The 18673-nt window shown below is 69.3% G+C and carries 13 protein-coding genes and 4 pseudogenes; 14 read left to right on the forward strand and 3 right to left on the reverse strand.

Annotation, left to right across the window (positions count from 1 at the left end; all coding sequences use genetic code 11):
• Nucleotides 1–829 precede the first annotated feature (829 nt).
• On the forward strand, nucleotides 830–2209 hold the full coding sequence (locus tag PH190_RS14820; protein WP_337993815.1) for a patatin-like phospholipase family protein: 1380 nt from the start codon (nucleotides 830–832) through the stop codon (nucleotides 2207–2209).
• Nucleotides 2210–2455: 246 nt separating this feature from the next.
• Nucleotides 2456–2686, forward strand: a pseudogene (locus tag PH190_RS14825) (IS3-like element IS987 family transposase); the annotation flags it as partial.
• A gap of 7 nt (nucleotides 2687–2693) precedes the next feature.
• On the opposite strand, the pseudogene PH190_RS14830 reads toward PH190_RS14825, so the two are convergent.
• Nucleotides 2694–4048, reverse strand: a pseudogene (locus PH190_RS14830) (IS30 family transposase).
• A 97-nt stretch (nucleotides 4049–4145) separates the two neighbouring features.
• Between PH190_RS14830 and PH190_RS14835 the strand changes: the two are divergent.
• Nucleotides 4146–4407, forward strand: a pseudogene (locus PH190_RS14835) (integrase core domain-containing protein); the annotation flags it as partial.
• Nucleotides 4408–4492: 85 nt separating this feature from the next.
• Here the strand turns inward: PH190_RS14835 and PH190_RS14840 are convergent.
• Nucleotides 4493–4781 (reverse strand): annotated as a pseudogene (locus PH190_RS14840) (IS1380 family transposase); the annotation flags it as partial.
• 908 nt (nucleotides 4782–5689) lie between these two features.
• Nucleotides 5690–6004, reverse strand: a complete 315-nt coding sequence (locus PH190_RS14845) for a hypothetical protein (protein ID WP_274232298.1) — start codon at nucleotides 6002–6004, stop codon at nucleotides 5690–5692.
• Between the two features lie 268 nt (nucleotides 6005–6272).
• Here PH190_RS14845 and PH190_RS14850 point away from each other — a divergent pair, with 268 nt between their 5' ends.
• The 11 genes from PH190_RS14850 to PH190_RS14900 all read left to right on the forward strand — a co-directional run bounded on the left by PH190_RS14850 (nucleotide 6273) and on the right by PH190_RS14900 (nucleotide 18619).
• On the forward strand, nucleotides 6273–7211 hold the full coding sequence (locus PH190_RS14850) for a hypothetical protein (protein WP_274232299.1): 939 nt from the start codon (nucleotides 6273–6275) through the stop codon (nucleotides 7209–7211).
• A 65-nt stretch (nucleotides 7212–7276) separates the two neighbouring features.
• Nucleotides 7277–8446, forward strand: a complete 1170-nt coding sequence (locus PH190_RS14855; RefSeq protein WP_274232300.1) for a hypothetical protein — start codon at nucleotides 7277–7279, stop codon at nucleotides 8444–8446.
• A gap of 35 nt (nucleotides 8447–8481) precedes the next feature.
• Nucleotides 8482–8910 (forward strand): hypothetical protein, encoded by a 429-nt coding sequence (locus tag PH190_RS14860; protein ID WP_274232301.1) that lies wholly within the window; start codon nucleotides 8482–8484, stop codon nucleotides 8908–8910.
• Nucleotides 8911–8926: 16 nt separating this feature from the next.
• Nucleotides 8927–9178, forward strand: coding sequence for a hypothetical protein (locus PH190_RS14865; protein ID WP_274232302.1), 252 nt, complete (start codon nucleotides 8927–8929; stop codon nucleotides 9176–9178).
• Between the two features lie 7 nt (nucleotides 9179–9185).
• Nucleotides 9186–12275 carry a hypothetical protein gene (locus PH190_RS14870; RefSeq protein ID WP_274232303.1) on the forward strand — a complete coding sequence of 1030 codons (3090 nt, stop codon included), beginning with the start codon at nucleotides 9186–9188 and terminating at the stop codon, nucleotides 12273–12275.
• Nucleotides 12272–13702 (forward strand): polymorphic toxin type 4 domain-containing protein, encoded by a 1431-nt coding sequence (locus PH190_RS14875; RefSeq protein WP_274232304.1) that lies wholly within the window; start codon nucleotides 12272–12274, stop codon nucleotides 13700–13702. The genes PH190_RS14870 and PH190_RS14875 overlap by 4 nt, the downstream gene beginning before the upstream one ends.
• The gene (locus tag PH190_RS14880) at nucleotides 13699–14196 is read left to right on the forward strand and encodes a hypothetical protein (RefSeq protein ID WP_274232305.1); all 498 of its coding nucleotides are present in this window, start codon (nucleotides 13699–13701) and stop codon (nucleotides 14194–14196) included. Before PH190_RS14875 ends, PH190_RS14880 begins: the two co-directional genes overlap by 4 nt.
• Nucleotides 14196–14738 (forward strand): hypothetical protein, encoded by a 543-nt coding sequence (locus tag PH190_RS14885; protein WP_274232306.1) that lies wholly within the window; start codon nucleotides 14196–14198, stop codon nucleotides 14736–14738. The genes PH190_RS14880 and PH190_RS14885 overlap by 1 nt, the downstream gene beginning before the upstream one ends.
• Nucleotides 14735–16720, forward strand: a complete 1986-nt coding sequence (locus tag PH190_RS14890; RefSeq protein ID WP_274232307.1) for a hypothetical protein — start codon at nucleotides 14735–14737, stop codon at nucleotides 16718–16720. The genes PH190_RS14885 and PH190_RS14890 overlap by 4 nt, the downstream gene beginning before the upstream one ends.
• The gene (locus PH190_RS14895; protein WP_274232308.1) at nucleotides 16717–17202 is read left to right on the forward strand and encodes a hypothetical protein; all 486 of its coding nucleotides are present in this window, start codon (nucleotides 16717–16719) and stop codon (nucleotides 17200–17202) included. The genes PH190_RS14890 and PH190_RS14895 overlap by 4 nt, the downstream gene beginning before the upstream one ends.
• 16 nt (nucleotides 17203–17218) lie before the next feature.
• Nucleotides 17219–18619, forward strand: a complete 1401-nt coding sequence (locus PH190_RS14900; protein WP_274232309.1) for a baseplate J/gp47 family protein — start codon at nucleotides 17219–17221, stop codon at nucleotides 18617–18619.
• Nucleotides 18620–18673: the final 54 nt, after the last annotated feature.

Here is an 18673-nt window from a genome sequence, read left to right on the forward strand (position 1 = left end):
CGCTTCACGGAACAGCTGACGGCTGCACAACTCGACGCCGGAACTCCGGCGGGGTGCGGTGCAGCACGGACACGATCCTCCGGCGACCACATCCGCCCCACGGGTCGCTGTCCGCGGAAGCGGGGGAAGGCCAGCCACGCAAGACCGACTTTCACCGAAGGATCAAAGTTTGTCCGGCCGCCGCACCGCCATTGTTGGCGTAGGGTATCGATGCCACTACCGCTCGTGCTTGAATCGAAGTCTGAATTCTTTCACTTGCAGACAATCACTCGATCGGTCGCTAGGCGTCAACTCTACTTGGGTGGCACCCTTTCGAGATGCTGGCGTCGACCTGCTGACAACTCGTCCCGCCAGTACGCCGCTCGCAACGTTCGTTGCAACTCCTCGGAGGACCGGTTGTTCCTGACAACCACGCCCGCCCGGGTCGACGATGTCCACTGAGGGCGCGACGGACGAGACGAGGCTGCTCGACAGCAACCCGGGCGTTCGAGAAGCGGTCATTGTCGATGCGCAGTATGTCGAGATCGCCACCCGCCTGGCCCGACTGGAACCCTCGTCAGGAGCGCCTTGTGAACTGGGGATTCGCGATGACCCATACCGCTGTGCGGCGATGGGTCGAACCGTCGGCCCAGGCGCCGACGGGATTCCCCTACCCGCGAGCGGGTGTCGGGCACTGGGTCGACGGTGACGCTCATGCGTCGAGGTGACACTTGCCAGGAAACCCTCGGCTCACCAGGACCGTTCCCCCAGGTTGCGCACCCGCGCCCGAGGTCGTCGTCGCGCTCGGCGGGCGGTGCTCGTCAGATCGGTGCCCTGGTGGAGGTTTGACATGGCTGGACGCATTGGAATCGCACTCTCAGGCGGAGGCCACCGCGCGACCCTGTGGTCCTTGGGCGCGCTGCTTTATCTGGTGGATGCCGAGACCAATCGCAACGTCGCCGCGATCTCCTCGGTCTCCGGCGGGTCGATCACCAACGGCGTAATCGCCCACGAAACAGACTTTGCTCATGTCGGCGCAGCCACCTTCGAGGCACGGATGGCTCCGCTGGTGCGCCACGTCGCCAGCACGGGACTTTTCTTCTGGGGCCGCGGGACCAATGCCTACGTACTCTCCGTCTTCGCTGGCGCGCTGGCCGGCCTAGGGGGAATAGTTACGGCTGTAGTGTTCCTCTGCCTCGAAGGGCTGTCCTGGCGGGCGGGCGCAACCGTCGCCGGTGCCGCGCTCGTGCTCGCCGTCACGGCGTGGTGGTTCGAGCGCCGCTCTAACGTCGTAGAAGGGGCGCTGGCGCGGGCCCACTTCCACCGCGATGGGCGACCGACGCTCCTCCGGGACCTGGACTCATCCGTCGATCACGTGTTCTGCACGACCGAGCTGCAATCGGGGCAGCATCTCTACATCGCCCCGCGCTTCATGTACTCGTACCGGCTCGGCGTGGGGACGCCGGCGCAGTTGCGGCTCTCAACCGCCGTCCAAGCCTCAGCCTGCCTGCCAGGAGCCTTCTCACCTCGGCGGCTGCCGACCCGGCCGCACGCCTTCTCAGAAGGGGTGGGTGCTGGCGCCAAGGCCACCGACATGCTGCTCACCGACGGCGGCGTCTACGACAACATGGCAGACCAATGGCTCGACGGACTGCAGGACCGGCTGCGGCGGCTGCCGCAGCTCCCCGTGACAGCGCGCACCCTCGACGAGGTCATCGTGGTCAACAGCAGCAGCCCCCCCGGCTGGACGCCGTTGCGTCGCGCCCGACTTCTCCTCGCCGGCGAGTTGGCGACCCTGAAGCGGGTGAACAGCGTCATGTACCAGGTAACCACCCAGCGGCGGCGACAGGCGTCGGTCCGGGCCTGGGACGCGGCCGCACGGGGCGGGGAGGGCCAACGCGGCGCCCTCATCCACATCGCACAGTCGCCGTTCACCGTTGCCGACGCTTACCGAAGTTCGACCGCATGGCCCGAGCGTGCCACCCGTGCGCAAGACGTCCTCACCCTGCTTGAGGACGGCCCAGAGGGTCGGGCCGCATGGCAGCGCCGGGCCGAAGACAGCCGCGCGGTTCCGACCGTCTTACGGGCGTTGGGGCGCGAGGTCACGGTCGACCTGCTGGAGCACTCCTACATCCAAGCCATGTGCAACCTGCATGTCCTTCTCGACTACAAACTGCTCTCGCTGCCCGACCGCGCGCGCTTCGCCCGGCTGCTCGACGGCCCTCCGTAGCGGCCCTCACCAGGTCGGCGAGGCCGCTGCCCCCTCCACCCGGTCGAAGTGGTGCACCAGGCGGGTTAGGTCTTTCCATGCGTCGCGGGCGTGCTGCCACGACTCTTCACGCGGGCGTCCAGGGCCAGCCCGGCCCGCTGGTTGAAGTACGCCAGTCGGATTCGTTGTCTCGGTGCTCGGCATGCTGGCCTTCTCGGGTGGGTCAATGAGCTCGAAGACGGTGGCCTCGCCTGAGGCCGTGGACCACCGCTCCCCGACCGGCTCTGGGTCGCCATCACCTACGTGGCGACCTGGTCGGGCATGGTCTACTCGCGTTCGTCCTTGGAATACTCCCGGCGCGTCCTGGGATGGCGCGCGGCCACCAGCATGCGCACCAGCCTGGTGCTCGACGCGCTCGAACAAGCCATGTGGACCCGCGCCCAGCAGGGCGTCGATGAGCTCGACGAGCTGGTCCACCACTCCGACGCGGGCTCGCAGCGCAGATTCAACTGGTCGTCGCAACACCAGCTACTGCGGCGACCGTAGGTGATCTTGGAGGGCTTCGCCAGGGGTGCGCCAGCCGAGGGTCTTGCGGGGTCGAGTGTTGAGCGCTGCGGCGACGGCGTCGAGCTCGTCGCGGCCGTGCCGGGCGAGGTCGGTGCCCTTGGGGAAGTACTGGCGCAGCAGCCCGTTGGTGTTCTCGTTGGTGCCGCGCTGCCAGGGGCTGTGCGGGTCGCAGAAGTAGATCTCCAGCCCGGTGTCGGATTGGAGCTGGAGGTGCTGGGCCATCTCCGCACCCTGGTCCCAGGTCAGCGTCCGCCGTAGCGCCTCGGGCAGCGTGGTGATCTGGGTGGCGATGGCGTCGCGGACGGCCTCGGCGCCGTGCCCGGCCAGCGCCGGTCCGTTCTTGGGCGTCGGGCCGCTGCCCTGGCTGTGCCCGGGCATCGGGGGCAGCTCGAGCAGCATCGTGAAGCGGGTGGCGCGCTCGCCCAGCGTGCCGATCGCGGAGCTGCCCACGCCGAGGATGAGGTCGCCTTCCCAGTGCCCAGGCACCGCCCGGTCCTCCGCCTCGGCCGGTCGTTCGCTGATCATCACTTCGGGGGTGAGGAACTTCTTGCCCCGCCCGCGGACCCGGGCCCGGGGCACCCGCAGCACTCGCCCGGTGCGTAGACAGGCGGCCAGTTCTCGGCGCAGCGCGCCACGTCCCTGCACGTAGATCGACTGGTAGATCGCCTCGTGGGAGACCCGCATGGAGTCATCGTCGGGGAACTCCACCGGCAGCCGGTGGGCGATCTGCTCGGGGCTCCACGCGGTGGCCCACCGCCGGTCCTGACGCGGCCCGTGCCGGCGCTTGCGCCACGGCACCTGCGGGCCGCCGATCGGGCGCCCGTCCGGGGCGGTGACCTGGCCGGCGAGTCGCTCGGTCACGTACTCGCGCAGCCGGTCGTTCCTGGCGAGCTTGGCGGTCTTTGGGCGGCGGGCCTGCCGCTCGGCATGCCACTGCGCCACCGAGGCCCGGTAGTCCATCCGGCCGCCGCGGGTGGCGGCGTTGCGGCGCAGTTCCCGGGAGATCGTTGAGGCGTCGCGCCCGATCGCTCGGGCGATCTTGCGCACCCCGAGCTCCTGGGCCCGCAGCAGCGCGATCTCCTCGCGCTCGGCGAACGAGAGATACCGGTCGAGGGGCTCGTCGAGGGTGAACGGCGGCATCCCGCCACCGTCACGGAACCACCGCGAGCCGACCGGGACCGACACACCGCAGCCCAGCGCAGCGTCCTCGCTGGAGAGCCCCTCGGCGATCAACCGCCAGAACTGGCGCTGCACATCGCGCTGATTCGCCGGCGGCCGACCCGGCGACTGCATAGGGGCTCGTCCCGCCCGATCCGAAGCCCGTCCTCTTGCTCGTTCCGCCACGACACCCTCCTCGATCAGGGCGTTGCGACGACCCCTTGAACTCGAGCAGTACACGTCGATTGCGTTCACCAAACGCCTCGCCGAGGCCGGCGCGGCACCCTCGGTGGGCTTGGTCGGCGATGCCTACGACGGACGCCCTGGCCAAGTCGACGATCGGACTGTTCACGACCGAGCTGATCAAGTCCCGAGCGCCGTGGCGCACCGTCGAACAGGTCGAGATCGCCACACTCGAAACGGTCGACTGGGTTCAACCATCGCCGCCTGCACAGCACCTGCGGCGACTCCCACCCGCCGAGCTCGAAGCCGCCCCACTACCGTCACCACCGGCCCCACCTGAGGCCGGCGCACTCAAGCCGATAGCTCTCCGAACACGCCGGAGCGGTTCTTCAAGCCCCGGCGACGGTGGCGCAGTTCGCGGTCGGCGATCTGGGCGCCAAATCCGCCCGGGGCGGGTGTTGGTGGCGAACGCGGTGACCCGGTTGCCGTCGTGATTGGTGATCCGCAGCTGGGCGCCCGGGTGCGCGCTCGACCCGAGCGATGACCCGCATGCCCGCCGGCCACGAGGCGAGGTTGAGCATCCCGGTGAGCCCGCGACCCACGCCCCGGCACGGACCCCGCCCTCGGCGTCGAGTGCCCGACCTCGCCGAGTCCAAGTCCTCGCGAGCAAGTCGGCGGTGTGCTCGGGCGGCCCGAACCCGACCAAGTACGGCTGCGGCGTCCGGGTAGGCGAGTGATCAGGCCGTTGCGGCGCAGCCGGGTCACGTCCTAGCTGGCGCGGTTCATAGGTGATTGCGCAGGTGGGCGCCCTGCAGGCCCGCGGCGCGCATGAGGCACCCGACGTTCGTTGCACGAGACCCGTCGCTCGCAGCGGCGCAGCGTGTCGTGCATGCGAGGGACGCCGAAGATCTATCGGCCGGTCGTGCGTCGCGGATCTCAGCGAGGATCTAGGCACCGTCATGGCCCGACGCGCTGGCTAGATCAGAATTGTCCGCATCCTGCGGCCCAGACAAGTCGGCGGTTCACAGCCCAAGACCGTCGGCGGACAAAGTCGAGCGGGCTGACACTCCTGCTCGCCAACGTCGGGTTGCTGGGCCGAACGAGTGCCTACCGCCGAGACCTGTTCCCGTACATTCGCACATCTGCGTATACCCAGCGTTGCTGCGACGTGAAACGCTCGAGGAGATCAATTGGGACAAGGACCAGGGGTCGATGGTGGCTGTTCCGCACTCAAGGTGTCCCTGCGCCCGAGCCGTGCAACGGCAGTGGCTGTCAAATTGGCGCATCGCGAAGTTCTCGAACCTTACTGGAAAGACGACCACTTCCGGCGCGCTATTGGGTCTTATCAGTGAGCCGACTTCTGTAGCGCGCATTGGAGTTCATGCTGCTGCATACTTGTGCTTGCGCCATCACGGGCCGCGACCGAGCGCAAACGTTGTCTGCCACTTCCAAGAGCGCTCGAGCCTCGTCAAACCCGCGAGCCGGGCGGCAGCAGGCAGCCGTCCGCGGACCCCGATCTCGTCGGCGGGCGCGCCGCTGCTCGAGCGACGGAGCGGACATCAACTCCATCAGCCGGAAACGTCTTCTGCATCCTCACGCGTTGGCCGTCAAGGGTCCACTCATGACGCCGCCAACCTTGAGCCGGTTACCCTGCTTGGCGACCGAATCGCCATGAACCAGTACGTCCTGCCGACCCACGCGCACGGCAGCTGTCGAAGCGGCGAGGTCGACCACAACAAGGACCGTCGCACCGGTGTTGCTGTTCGTGAAGGTGAACGTGCACGAGGCCTGCCACACAACTGGCTTCCCGCCGACCGTCAGTCCTCCACAGGTGCTCTCCGTAACGGGTCCTGCGGCCCATTTGCCCGGTGCCCCGGACAGGGTCGTCTCCGGGTTCGCGGTGGCCACGACGTCACCGCTGACTGCGACCCGCGACATCACGCCTCCCGACTTGAAGAGCGACCGGTGGACCACCGACCGCAACGTCATGGAACTTCGGCACGATACCTCATACCCATACTCCGCAGCTACCGATGCAACGATCGTTCTTCGACGGCCCTGGAAGTACTACGCGTCCATGAGGCGATCATGGAGTTTATCGAGAACATCAAGCCGAGCGCCTCCCGCGCGGCGCTTCCAGCGTTAGGCAAAGCGTCGTGTTGAGGGAGGCCTTTCGGTGAACTTCGAGGACGCCACGCTTGTCCGACTAGCCGACCCGAATGAGCGTAGATCTATTTTCGACGAACTGAGCTTGCAGCATATTCTGGAAGCAGCGGTCGACACGTCCGGCATTACCCTCGAGGGACCTTACGACGCTACATTTGACGAAATGCGGCTGGGTGTGTCCGCGACGCCTGTCATTAAGGCCGAGGGTGGATGGTCGGACTTCTCGCAGACCGAGCGCGTCGTGGCACGCTTCGACGTTGCCTGGCCGCCCGGCCCGGATCAGCTCCACGCCGACCTCATGTGGCATGGCACTGTCATCGCCCGCGCCGCGGCGCCTTCGGGTGTGGTAGACGCCATCGGGGCCGACTGGCCGGACATCGCCTCGCTGGACGATGACATCGCACTGCTGCCCGCCGAACCCGCAGAACTTGAGGCGGCGCGTCGCCGGGTACTGCTCGCCCGATTGAGGGCTGGGGCCGCTCAACCGGACGCCATTAGCGATCGCCTCGTCGACGGTCTGCTCGAGAGCACGGGAGTCGCGTCGGTCGGCGAGCTCGCCGACCGCCACGCCGGCGACTTGGCAACCGGCCTGATCCGCATCCACTTCGCCGAACGCCCCGCGCCGCCGCCCATGCCTCGACAGTTCCTCGTCGATGTGGCGTTGCTCGTCCGCGCCGGGGTCGACAGACTCGCCGACCTCTTCGCCGTCAGCGCCGCGATGCGCAGCGCCCTCGGGCCCGAACTGTCGTACCCGCAGGAGCGCGACCACGCGCGCCGCGGCCCCGTCGTCGCCTGGGTCGTGCCCGCCGAGACCTTCGACGACGAGGACTGGCCCGGCGCCGAGCCGGGCCAGGCCGCGGAGGCCGCCCGGCTGGCGCGCCGGACGGCGGCCGCCGCCTGGCTCGCTCCGGCCGGCATCGCGCTCGTTCCGGTCCTGCCTGCCGCCTGACGCAGCCGAAAACGATCGCCACCGACCCGTTCCCATCCACAGCACCCGCCCGGAGGACCGTCGAAATGCCCACCGCCGCATTTCCCTTCGTGGAAGTCCAGATCGACACCTCCGGGCTGCAGCCGACCGCGCAGCGGGCGCCAGGTGTGCTCGCGGTCGTCGGTGAAAGCGCCGCAGGAAGCGCCGCGGCGAATGTGCCATTGCGAATCGATACCGCAGCCCAGGCGGCCGAGCTGTTCGCGTCCGTCGACGCGGATGGGGTTGTTACCCCGAGTCCGCTGTACCGCTCGTTGAACACCGCACTCCTCCAGGATCCGCGTCCGTCGACGATCTACGGGGTCAAGGTCGACGCCGGTCAATACGGAGCTGGGTTAGCTGCCCTGGAGGCGGCCGACGACGTCACGTTCGTCTGCCTTGCCGAGGTCACCGATGTCGGGACACCTGCCGCGGAGAATCCGCCAGCGCCACCAACTGACCTTCACGCACTCAAGGCGCACTGCGAGCAGATGTCCGCGGCCGGTCAGAAGCGCATCGGGGTTGCGATGATCGACCCGACGACGGCGAAGACCCCGACCTACGTTCAGGCGGTCGTCGGCGCAGTTGACAGTCTGCGCAGCGACACAAGCAGAATGATCATGATCGCGGCCCGTGGAGGCACGGGGGACGCGGCCGTCGCCTCGGCGGCGGCGATCGCCGGCCTCGAACCGCACATCTCCACGGTGCTTAAGCGGGTCCGGGGCGTGACGATGCCGGTCGAATCTCAATATGCACCCGGAGAAATTATAGGCCTGTCGGACGCCAACATCATCCCGATCATTGATCCCGCGCTGGTCGTCGGCGAGAGTCTGCATCTTGCCGAGGGCCGGTGCTTCACCACCGACGCCAGCCTGCTCTATGTCGACATCGTTCGCGTGCTGGACGACATTGACTTCAGGCTCAAGGCGGGGCTGATCGGCCTGGTTGGCAGCGCCCGAATTACTCTGGCGGGCCTTTCCCGTGTGGTCACGCGCGCCGCGGGGATCCTCGGGCCGCTGGTGCGGTCGAGCGTGATCGCCGACTACACGGTCACGATCCCGGTGCTGGCGATCCTCCGCATCCCTGAGAGCAGTTGGACGCCTTCCGACGCCGCGATTGTTGCCACGGCACGCGCCAATCGCGAGGTTGATATGTTCGTGACCGTCACCTACGGCCCGGCCGTCCATCGCCTCAAGGTCACCCTCAGCCCGCGCTTCTAAAACGACGACGTCACCAATTGCGGCCGGAGGACGCCATGCCCGACTGGAATACCCGTCTCGCCGTCTATATCGATGACGCGGATGACCCACTCACCCCTATTGATGCGTTCAGCCCGTCGTTCGCGCTGAACGCCGAGCCATTGCACTCCATCGAGCAGACCCACCTCGGCGTCGTTTACGCCCCACAGACAATCACGTTCTCGATGACGGTTCGCGCGATCGGTGATGCCGTCGCGAAGCTCACGACCATCGCCCTTCAACGTAAGCGGTTCAAGGTCGCGCTGGAGTTCCAGGGCGACCGCAGCGACTGGGCCTTCGACTCGATTGTCCTGTCGGACTGCATCATCACCAGTGCCAGCCCGAGCCCCGCAACGATCTCCGGGGCCCCGGCTGCCACCTTCTCCGGGATGAGCTTGGCCGCCGGAGCTACGCCGGCGGGCGGCGTGGAGGTGACCGTTCCGTGACTGGGAGGCGAGCGCGATGACAGCGGCCGGCGGGCGCGGCGCGCGGGTCGGTCGGACCGGCATCGCACTGGTTCATGAGGGTGAGCTGGTGCTGCCGGCGGCGGGCAGCGAGGCGCAGGCCGAGCAAGCACTTGAGGACGAGCGAGGTGTCGTCACCTACTTCTTTCCGGTGGAGATTGAAGTCCGCTCGGCGGCGTCCGACCTGGACCTCGACTCAGTCGCCGACCGCGTCTTAAGCCGTCTGGCCCAGGGCTTGGAAGGAGTCTGAGGCGGTCGTGCCGGTAAAGGTTCAGGTGCCGATCCGGGTCGTCGTCGACCCGCACGGGCTGATGTCGCGGCTGGACGACCTCGGCCAGGCGGTCGAGTCCGCGACGACACGCGCCCTGCTCCGCTCAGTGGACGTCCTAGTGGAGCGCCGCGGCGGGTGGGTCGCCCACGAGACCGCGTCCCCGGTCCTGACCTGGAACGGCGAGGGCCTTTCCGACGTTGCGGTGACGACGCGCCGACTAGCCGAAGAGGCCGTCCGGCGGGCCATCGCGGCAGCCGTGGCGGCTGGTCTACCCGGCGACGATGCCGGCGACGCGGGTCTGGCCCGGCGGCTCGTCGACGACCCGGCGGAGGCGCTTGACCCGGACCGGCTGGCCGCAGCGGCCGGGCTCTACACGATTCCCGGCTATGAGGACGGCGAGCCGACTATCGTCGTCTTCGACGAACCCTTCGACGTCCACAACGACGACGTACGTCTGCAGTGGGAGCCCGTGTCGCCGGGGCCGGCGATGTCGGAGAGATTCCGAGCTGAGCTTCAGATCCGCTACGGCACCCGGGTGCCCGCGCAGGTCGGCGTGATCTTCCAGGGCGACGACGGGCAGCTGTGGGTCTACGTCGAGCGCGTCGCCACAGGGGAGGTCCTGCTCGACGGAGCCCTGGGGCCGCTGCTGGTGCGCGAATTGCGAACGAGCGCCGGCGACGTCGTTGCCATCGACACCCCATTCGTCCCATCCGCCGGATCCACCTATCAGCTGCGCTATCTCGGCCGAGGGAACACCGATGCGGAGCGGCTGCAGGCTTTCCTGATCTTCTACGGACCGGCCCTGGCGGAGCACGTCCGTGCCGACCTGCCTACCGGCGTCGAGAACGCGGACGCGCTCGTCGCTGCCCGCGTCGAGGAGACCGCCCGGCGATGGGCCACAACCGGAGTCCCGGCAGACACCCGGACCTTCCTCGTCTTGGTCGTGGACGGCAGACCGTTCCTGCTGCAGGGCACGGTCGACGTCGCGGCCGACCTCGATGCGGAGCTCGTCCCAATCGTCACGCTCGTCGACGCACCGCGTACCGAGGACGAACCGGGTACAGGCGAGAGGGGACTCGCCGGGGACGAGGGAGCTGGCCGGGAACGGAGCGGGGAGGGACGGTCGGATGAGCAGCGGGGCGGGGAGGGCGACGCCGGTGACCAGGTCGAGACCGGCGGTCCACTCGGTACTACCGCCTCCGATGTTGACCGTGTCTGGCCGATTGCGAGCCTGACGGGCGACGTGCTCGCCTGTACCCCGTTCCTGGGCGAACCGGCTGCTGCGGATCTTGTTGATGACGGCGGGCTGTTGGACCGGATGGGCCGGCTCGCCGCGGCGCTGGAGGTCCCCGAGTGCGGCTACCTCGGCCGGTTTGCGATCAACGCCGCGGAGGTGGTTGCCGCGCGGGCCCGCGCTGTGGGGGTGGCCGCCGCGCAGGCGTCGACCACCAACGATGTCACGATCCGCCACGACGGGCGCGGCAACAACGGCTTTCTCGACGTCCGTCCCGGCGCCTCGCCGGAGTTCGAGTACCTGCGCCTGCTCGGTGGCCTCGCCGCACAGGTGCATGACTTCGGCTCCGCGGTGGCGGATATCTACCTCCTCCCGGCGAATCGGCACCTGGTCCGCGTAAACGAGGGCGGGAGTCCGAACGTCAGCGGGTGGATCCTGCGCTTCCTCAGCGAGTTTCCAGACGCCGTGCAGGCCGGGTACATGCATCTGTATGCCGAGACATGCCGCGTGCTGCTGCTCCAACAGTTGCGCACCTCTCGCGCCGGCATTCTGGGCCGTTGCGCACGGCTCGACGAGACCGCCACCGCGTTCGCGCAGACCCTGGACATCCTTGGCGAGTCCCTGGTTCAGCTATCGACGCTGCGTGCGGCCCTGCGGCATTCCGCCGAGGTGCACGTCGTGGGGACGGTACGGCAGGTGCTGTCGGTGCCGGAGACCGTGCCGGATCCGGAGGGTGCGTCTGTCGCGCTGCCACCGCCCATTGACGACGTGCCGGCGCGCATCCTTGCCGTGGTCGGCGACGCGACGGTGCAGCGGCGGGGCGACGAGCGAGTCGTGCTGCATCGCGGCCGGACGTGGACGTTGGCCGAGCTCGACGCCGCCGTGGGCGTGCGTCGCCAGCTCATCAACCAGGTCGATCCGCTGTTCTTGCAGGTGGAGAACCTGGAGTGGCAGTACGCGGCTATGCAGCGCGACCCTGCTGCACCGCGGCGGTTCCTCGAGCAGCTCCTCGGCAGGATGGCCGAGGCCAATAAGTCGATGCTCGACGAGGCCTCCGACCCCGACGATGGCGCGTTCTTCGCCCTGGAGGCGTCGCAGTACGTCCAGCGGGAGGGCGGGCGCGATTGGCGCGGCCTGCGGTATGACCTGCAGGGCGTTCATGCCCTCGCCGACGAGCAGTTGCGCCCGGCCATCGGTCACGACGTCCTCTACGTCGCGGGGATAAATGACGCCATCGGCCGTAAGGCCGCCTTCGACCAATTCCTGGCCGTTTTCGCCACCGGTGGAATCATCCTGCTCGGGTTGCTGTGTGCCCCACTTGGCGCGGTCGTTGTGGCCGCAGTGACGGGCATCGCCGGGCTCGCCCTCACCGCGCACGATGTCCTCGAGGCTCGCCGACAGTCCACGCTGTACCGAGCGCTAGAGGATCCCGAGCTTTTCCTGCGGTGGCAGGAGGTGCAGCTCGCGCAGCTGATGGCCGGTCTCGGGGTCGCATTCAGCGTTTTCGACGTCGTCGGAGTCGGTCGCGCCGCCCACGTCCTGGTCGACGCTGCCCGGTACGGCCTGCGGGTCGCCGAGCGTGCCAGTGTGGGTCTTGCAGCGCGCTCGCTGGCCCGCTCTGCCCGCCGCGAGATCGTCCGGAACATGACGCGGGAAGTCCTGGAGAACGCGGTACGCCAAGCCGTCACGGAGGCCGCGATCACCGCCGCACTCGACCGGCTGCTGCCTGCCGTGATCACGCCAGTCCTCGTGCCCTGGTTGCGCGAGGTCGCCCGAGAGCACGGCACCCTCGGCGAGGTGGACGCCGCCCTCGGTGAGCTCGTCCCCAGGAGCACACCGTGACAATCGGTGCCGCGGCTCTACAGCCAGCCATTCGGGCATGGGCTCGCCGGCAGGCCCGCACCCTAAACGCCCTGGAGCGCGCCCTGGAGATCGTCTACCGCGACCGGCCAGGCATCCGGACCCTCGACGAACTCACTACATCCCTGCTGCTGGCGGTAATGCGCCGGCACGAGGCGACTGTCGACGGCGCGCTGCACCAGATCGACGACGTCATGGCACGTTTGATGGAGGACGTCGACCGGCTCCGCACAGCCGCAGCGCAGGGCCGCCCCCCAACCATGCGGGAGGCGGACCTGCACGTCCTGGCCGAGGCGCTGGCGGAGATGGTGAGCTTCCAGGACCGGGTGCAGTCCATGCTGGACACCGACCCCACCCGAGTGCAGGAGATCCTCCGCGACATAGTGGGTGCCCAACCATCGCCGGTGCCGCGGCCCCCGATACAGGGTGCGCCCACCCTCGTTGAGAGCCGGCGGCGCGGCGCCGAGGTGCTGCGCTGGGCCGAGGAGGTGCTGGCCGCGCACGCGGCGGGCCGAACTCTGGAGGTCAACCCGGTCCGGGTGCGGCCCCATCCGAGGCTCATCGAGCGGCTGGAGCGCATGCGCGAGGCGATGGCGGCCTACCGAAGTACCACGCACTCCGACCCTGTGGCGGCACACGAGGCGGCCGAGGAGCTGCGGCGAATGGTTGCCGAGGCCAACGAGACGCTACGATTGTTCGGCGATCGGTTCGAGGTGCGCACAACCGGGGACCGTGTCGTGCCTACTCGACCCGACCCCGCTGCGGCGGCGGGCACCGTTGACGCGGACCTGCTGGCCGTGCGCCACGCGCTTACGGCCGAACGAGTGCATGCGCCTGCTGGGGAGCTGTTCGGGGTGCTGACCGTCGCCGAGCCGACCGTGCGCGCGGACGGCGTGCTCGGCGAGCCGCTCGCCCGGGACCTGCCGGACGTCGGGCTGGAGAAACACCTCCCGACACCAGATGACATCCGTGGCTTGCCGACCGACCCGCCATGGCTGGCGGCCCGGCTCGCTGACCTGCTGACCAGCGCCGGCCACGAATGGGAGCGGGCCCATCTGATCGGGCCTGGCTTCGGCGCAGAGCTCTTTGAAGGGATCACACTCGCCCCCCGTGGGGTCAACCAGATAGCGCAGAACCGCGGTATTGAGGGGTTCCTCCGACACGCTGCGGAGACCGTCGGCGGCGATGTGCGGGTCGCCGCCGAGGTGCATAGCCGCCGGCTCGCGATACCGCTGGCCGGCGGCACGTTCGAGCACATCGACGTCATGGAGTCGGTGCACTACCGAGTGCCGGTGCAGGACGGGCCACCGCTGATCTACGACATCTACGTCAACCCCGACGGCAGCTGGCACGTCGAGCACAACCTCCCGGCCGGCGTCCTCGACATCCCGACAGGCGGCTCCGGATGAGCTCAAGCTTCCAGCACTATCTCGCCGTCCCGTCCGCGATCCTGTCCGATGGCGCATTGCTCACCATTCCGCTGTGGGCGGTCACGGCGATGTCGGTCAGCGCCACCTACCACTTGCCGGCGATCGGGTCGGCCGGAGCGCGCGCCGGTGTCGCCGCCCATGACGACACCGTCACTCTCGCCGGTGTGCTCGTCGGGCCCGAGCGCTATGCGTGGAAGCTGGCGCTGGAGCGGCTCGCCGAGGCAAGCCGGCACGGGTCGGCGCTGGCCGCCTATACCGGTGGCGCTGTCGGTGGGGCCATCCTGGTTACGTCGATGACCATCCGCACCGACATGTACTTCCAGTCCCTGGCGTTCAACGTCACAGCCGGCAAGCGCGACGCCATCGACGTCACAATGGCGCTCGTCCACGCGCCGCTGCCGAGCGCGCTCGGGGTGCTCCTCGATGTCGCGAGCATCGGCGTCGGCGCCCTCGCAGACTGGGCTGGCAACTGATGACCATGCCCGCGGCCCGGACCGACTTCCGACGCCTGCTCGTCGCCCCGCCGGACACGGGGGTCCCCGCCGGCTGGACCGCGGTTGACGAAGCCCTGCTGGCCGGTGTACCGCACCGCATACCGCTGACCGGGGACCTGGTGCTGCTACTCGTCGTGCCGACCGGCCTCGCTACTGCCTGGCAGGGCGCCCCGGCGGCGGCTGTCGTAACAAGCAGCCGCACCGGACTGGCCGCGCGGCTGGGGTCCGCGCCCGGCGAACCCGTGCCAGCACCACCGCACTCTCCGGCGCGGCTGGTCCTGTTGCAAGCAAGGACGGTTGCGGGCGCACTTCCGCTGGTCGCCGCAGGGCGGGCGCTGCTGCCACCTACTGACGCCGCGGCTGGCCTGCGGATCGAGCTGCTTGTGCGCGAATGGGACATCCGGGCAGGCAGCCTGCGTGGGCCGGGCGACGTCGGGTCCCGGCTATCGCTGGCGTGGCGGCGAATCGACCAGGGCAGCGCGGCGTGGCCCGTTGACGAGGCGCCGAGGGGGCGCTCGTGATCCTCGCCGGCCACGATCCCCATTCCAGAGTCGGCACGCAGGCGGGCTGGGCGCTCACGTTCCATGCCGAGACCGGGTTGCCCACACCAGGCGTCACTCTGCTGGAGGCGGTCACCTCCGACCGCTACGACGCGACGATCTTGGCGACGTTACCCGGCGGACTGGAGGGCGGCTCGTACACCATCACCGTGGAGGGCATGGTCGACGCCGACCATCTGGCCCTCGCCGCACGCGCGCCGCGCTCGACGGTCTTGCGGCTCCATCTGTTCTGGTACGACACCGGCGGCATCGGCGGATACCTCGCCGGCATCGCGTCGCTCGGCGTGGGCAGCGGGGGATTTACCAAGCGGCTCGTGGCGGAGCTGACCGTGGTCGAGGTGACCCGCCGCGCCGGCGCCCGCCGCTACGAAACCGTGATCACCGCCCGCGAGCGGGTGTTCGAACGGCTCTCGGCCGCGATCGTCCAACCGGTCTGCGTGGCAAGCCCGAAGGTCGTCGCCGAGCTCGCCGCGCAGAACACCGGGATCCCGCTGACCGTCCACACCGGTTTCCATCCGGACGGCACGCTCCCGGGGTCATCATCCTCGGAGGTCGCGACCGCCCTTACGACCCTTATGCGCGGCGAGACCTGGCGCGACGCGCTCGGGCGGCTCGCACGGGCTATGGAGGACGCGACGGCAAGCTACGGTCGGGGAGTGCTCCTGGTCCGCGACGGCGGGCTGCACCTCGGCGTCCGCGACGGCCCAGTGGGCGGCGGCATCGTCGAAGTGACCCCGAGCAAAGGACTCGTCGAAGTCGGCGGGGCCGCAGCCGGCGAAGGCTCACGGGTCCGCCGCACCCTCGTCCTGAAAGGCCGCCCAGATCTTAAGCCCGGGGCCGTCGTCAAGTTCGACATGCCGCCGACCGAGCGGACCGCCCCCATCACGCCCTCAATCGGCGCCGCGATCACCCGCAGCCTCGGCGCAGTCGGCCCGGCGCGCCCAAGCTTGGGGGACAGCATCGCCAACCCCCAGCTGCTCTACGTCGAGTCCGTCGCCCACCGGCTCGGCCGCACGTCCGGCTTCGTCACGACAGTCACCGGCGTCGAGGTCGACCAGCCCGGCCCAGCCGAGCAGCTGTACGAGTCGACGCCACCCTCGGGTCCCCCACGGCGACGCGCCGGACGCGGCAGCGGTGACACAGCCGAACGCGCAGCGCTGGCCGTCGGCGACCGCGTCACCGACGCACTCTCGGCGCTGCGTCTCATCAACGGCGGCGAGGTCCGGGCCGCAACCGCGGCCGGCGCGGGCAGCGCCACGGAACCCCCGAGACGAACGACGACAGTGTGGCGCGGGCTTGTCGACCCTGACGGGCACCCCAACAGAATTACCCGGCTGCCCGTGCGCCGCGAGCATCCGGACGTCCGCGAACGCGTCCCTCAGGCCAGTCCGTTCGCCTGGGGCGCGACCGGCCTCGTGGTCCCCCGCTACCCCGGCACCCGCGTCCTGCTCGCCCACGGCCACGGCGACAACGACGACCCCGTTGAAGTCGGCGCGGTGTGGGAAGCCGGCTCGGGGCCCGACGCGCACCCCGGCGACTGGTGGCTCATCCTGCCCGCCGAGGTCGACGCCACCCAGCGCGCCTCCCTGCCCGACGACACCGTTCCCGAGCCCTACACCGGCAAGGTGACGCAGGACCTGGTCGACGCCGATGGCAACCGCGTGATCGAAGTCGGCGAGCTGACGATCCGCGTCACCCGGGAGGCCCTGTCCTCGGCAGGCACCCGTGCGAAGCGGGCGGGCGAGGTCGAAAACGGCCCCGCCGACAGCGTCACCATCGAGCACGCCGACGCCGGCTCGTCCATTGTCATGACCTCGGACGGCACCGTGCACATCACCGCCAAACGGATCGCGCTCGACGCGGGTGACGACGGAGAGATCTCGCTCAACGCCAAGTCAGTCAACGTGACCGTTGGCGAAGCCATGGATGTGAGCAAGCAGTGACTAGTCCCACGCCACCCAGGACCTCCGAGGACGCCGAGCAGCGCGCACTCGGCTGGGCCCTGCGCTGCGATCTCATCAGCCCCGGTGTCGACATCGGCCGCGATATCCGGCTGCGCCACGGCCGCGACGGCCTGGACCTCGACCTCGTCTCTGGCGTCGACTGCCTCACCCAGCACCTCGCGGTCGCGCTCACGACGCTGCTGGGCAGCGACGTCCTCAACACGACGTTCGGCTTCGCCGGGCTCGCCGCGATCGCCGAGGAGCAGATCCCGGTGCTGGTACAGGAGCGGTTACGCGTTGCGGTCGTCGGCGTGCTCAACCGGGACCCTAGGGTGCGGCGGATCGTCGACGTGAAGATCGCCGATCTCCGCCTTGACGCGCCTTCGCCGGGCAGTCGAGAGCTGGGTGTGCGGGTCGTCTTCGAGACCGTCACTGACGACAGGGTCGCCATCGACCTGGGAAGGCTGGTGCCCGTTGCCTGACGATCACTCGCAACCCGTGGACGTGCTCGCGGTCGACGAGGCCGTCACGAGGTCGACCGGCTCGGAGGGGTTCGGAATCACCGACACCGGCTTCGTGGCAAAGCCGTACGCGCGCCTACTCGCCGAGAAACTGGCGACAGCACAGCTGGTGCTCGGCGAGGGGCTCGACCTCACCGGCGGCTCGGTGATCCGCAAACTGCTGGAGGTTTGCGCACTGGAGGACGCCCGCACATGGGCTGCCCTGGCCGCCTGGTACGACGACAGCTTCGCAGTCTCCGCAACGGGCTCGGCGCTGGATCGGCTGGGCGTGGAACTCGGCCTGCCACGGCCGTGGGAGGAGGCCGTGGGTGAGGTGACCCTCACCCTGACTGCGACGCTGCCCGCGGACGTCGCGGTGATCACGATCCCGCGCGGCGCGCGGCTGTTGACCGCGGGCGGGCACCATGCCGCGCTCGAGGAGACGGTCGCGATGTCGAACGCGTCCCGGCAGCGGATCGCAGCGGTGCGCGCGTTCTATCCCGGGCCCGAGCATAACCTCGACCCCGGAAACCCGACCCAGAAGCTGGACCGCTGGCATCCCGACGACCCTTCCCTCGCCGCGCTAGTCGCGCTGGAGCAGACCCTCGGCTCGGCGCCGATAGCGATCGGCCACACCTTGCCGCTCACTGGGGGCGAGCTGCGCTGGCCGGACGCCCGCTACCGAGACCTTGTGCTCCGCGCGCCCCGCTCACTGTGGCGGGCGGACGCACTCGAGCTCGCCGTCTCGCTGGTTCCCGGCGTACGGCAGGTGACGGTTCGCGACTCTTGGGGTGGGCTGGACCTGTCGGAGGCGGTGTTCGGCGGGTTTCGGTTCCTGGAGCGGCTATTCACTACCGAGCGCGACGTCGCCAGCCCGTTCTTCGTCAGCGTGTTGGTGGCGCCGACGCCAGCTGCATTGTGGGACGGCCCGGACGGGCTGCGGGCTGCGATCGAGGCGGAGATTGAGGACCTGCGGCCGATCAGCATCTTCCCCAGGATCGAGCGGGTGGACGAGGTCGGCATCGGGATCGCTGGCGCCGTCACCGTCGAGGGCCTTCCGCTCCCGAGCGGCACGAGCGATGTAGTCAACGCCTCGTCCCTGGCGCGGGCGCTCAAGGTGCGCCTGCTCGGCCGGGTCCGACGCTATGTGGAGGCGCTGCGCTTCGGCGAGCCCGTGCGGTGGGCGGAGATCCTGCACGCGCTCATGGACGAGCCGGGCGTCGCCGACGTGACCGATCTGCGGCTGCTGCGCTACCCGCCCGGGCCGGAGGCCCTGGAGCTACCCGCCGTGCCCGCGCTGGGTGCTCCGCAGGTACACGCCCTCGGGGAGAACGTCGTGCTCTCCCCCACCCAGGTTGCGGTGTTTGTCGATGACGACGCTCGGTTGCGGGTCCGATGACCGCCCCAACGGACACGGGCCCGACTCCGCTCGACCCGGACGTGCACGGCTCTG

This window comes from Actinomycetospora straminea, assembly GCF_028737255.1.
Taxonomy (GTDB): Bacteria; Actinomycetota; Actinomycetes; order Mycobacteriales; family Pseudonocardiaceae; genus Actinomycetospora; species Actinomycetospora straminea.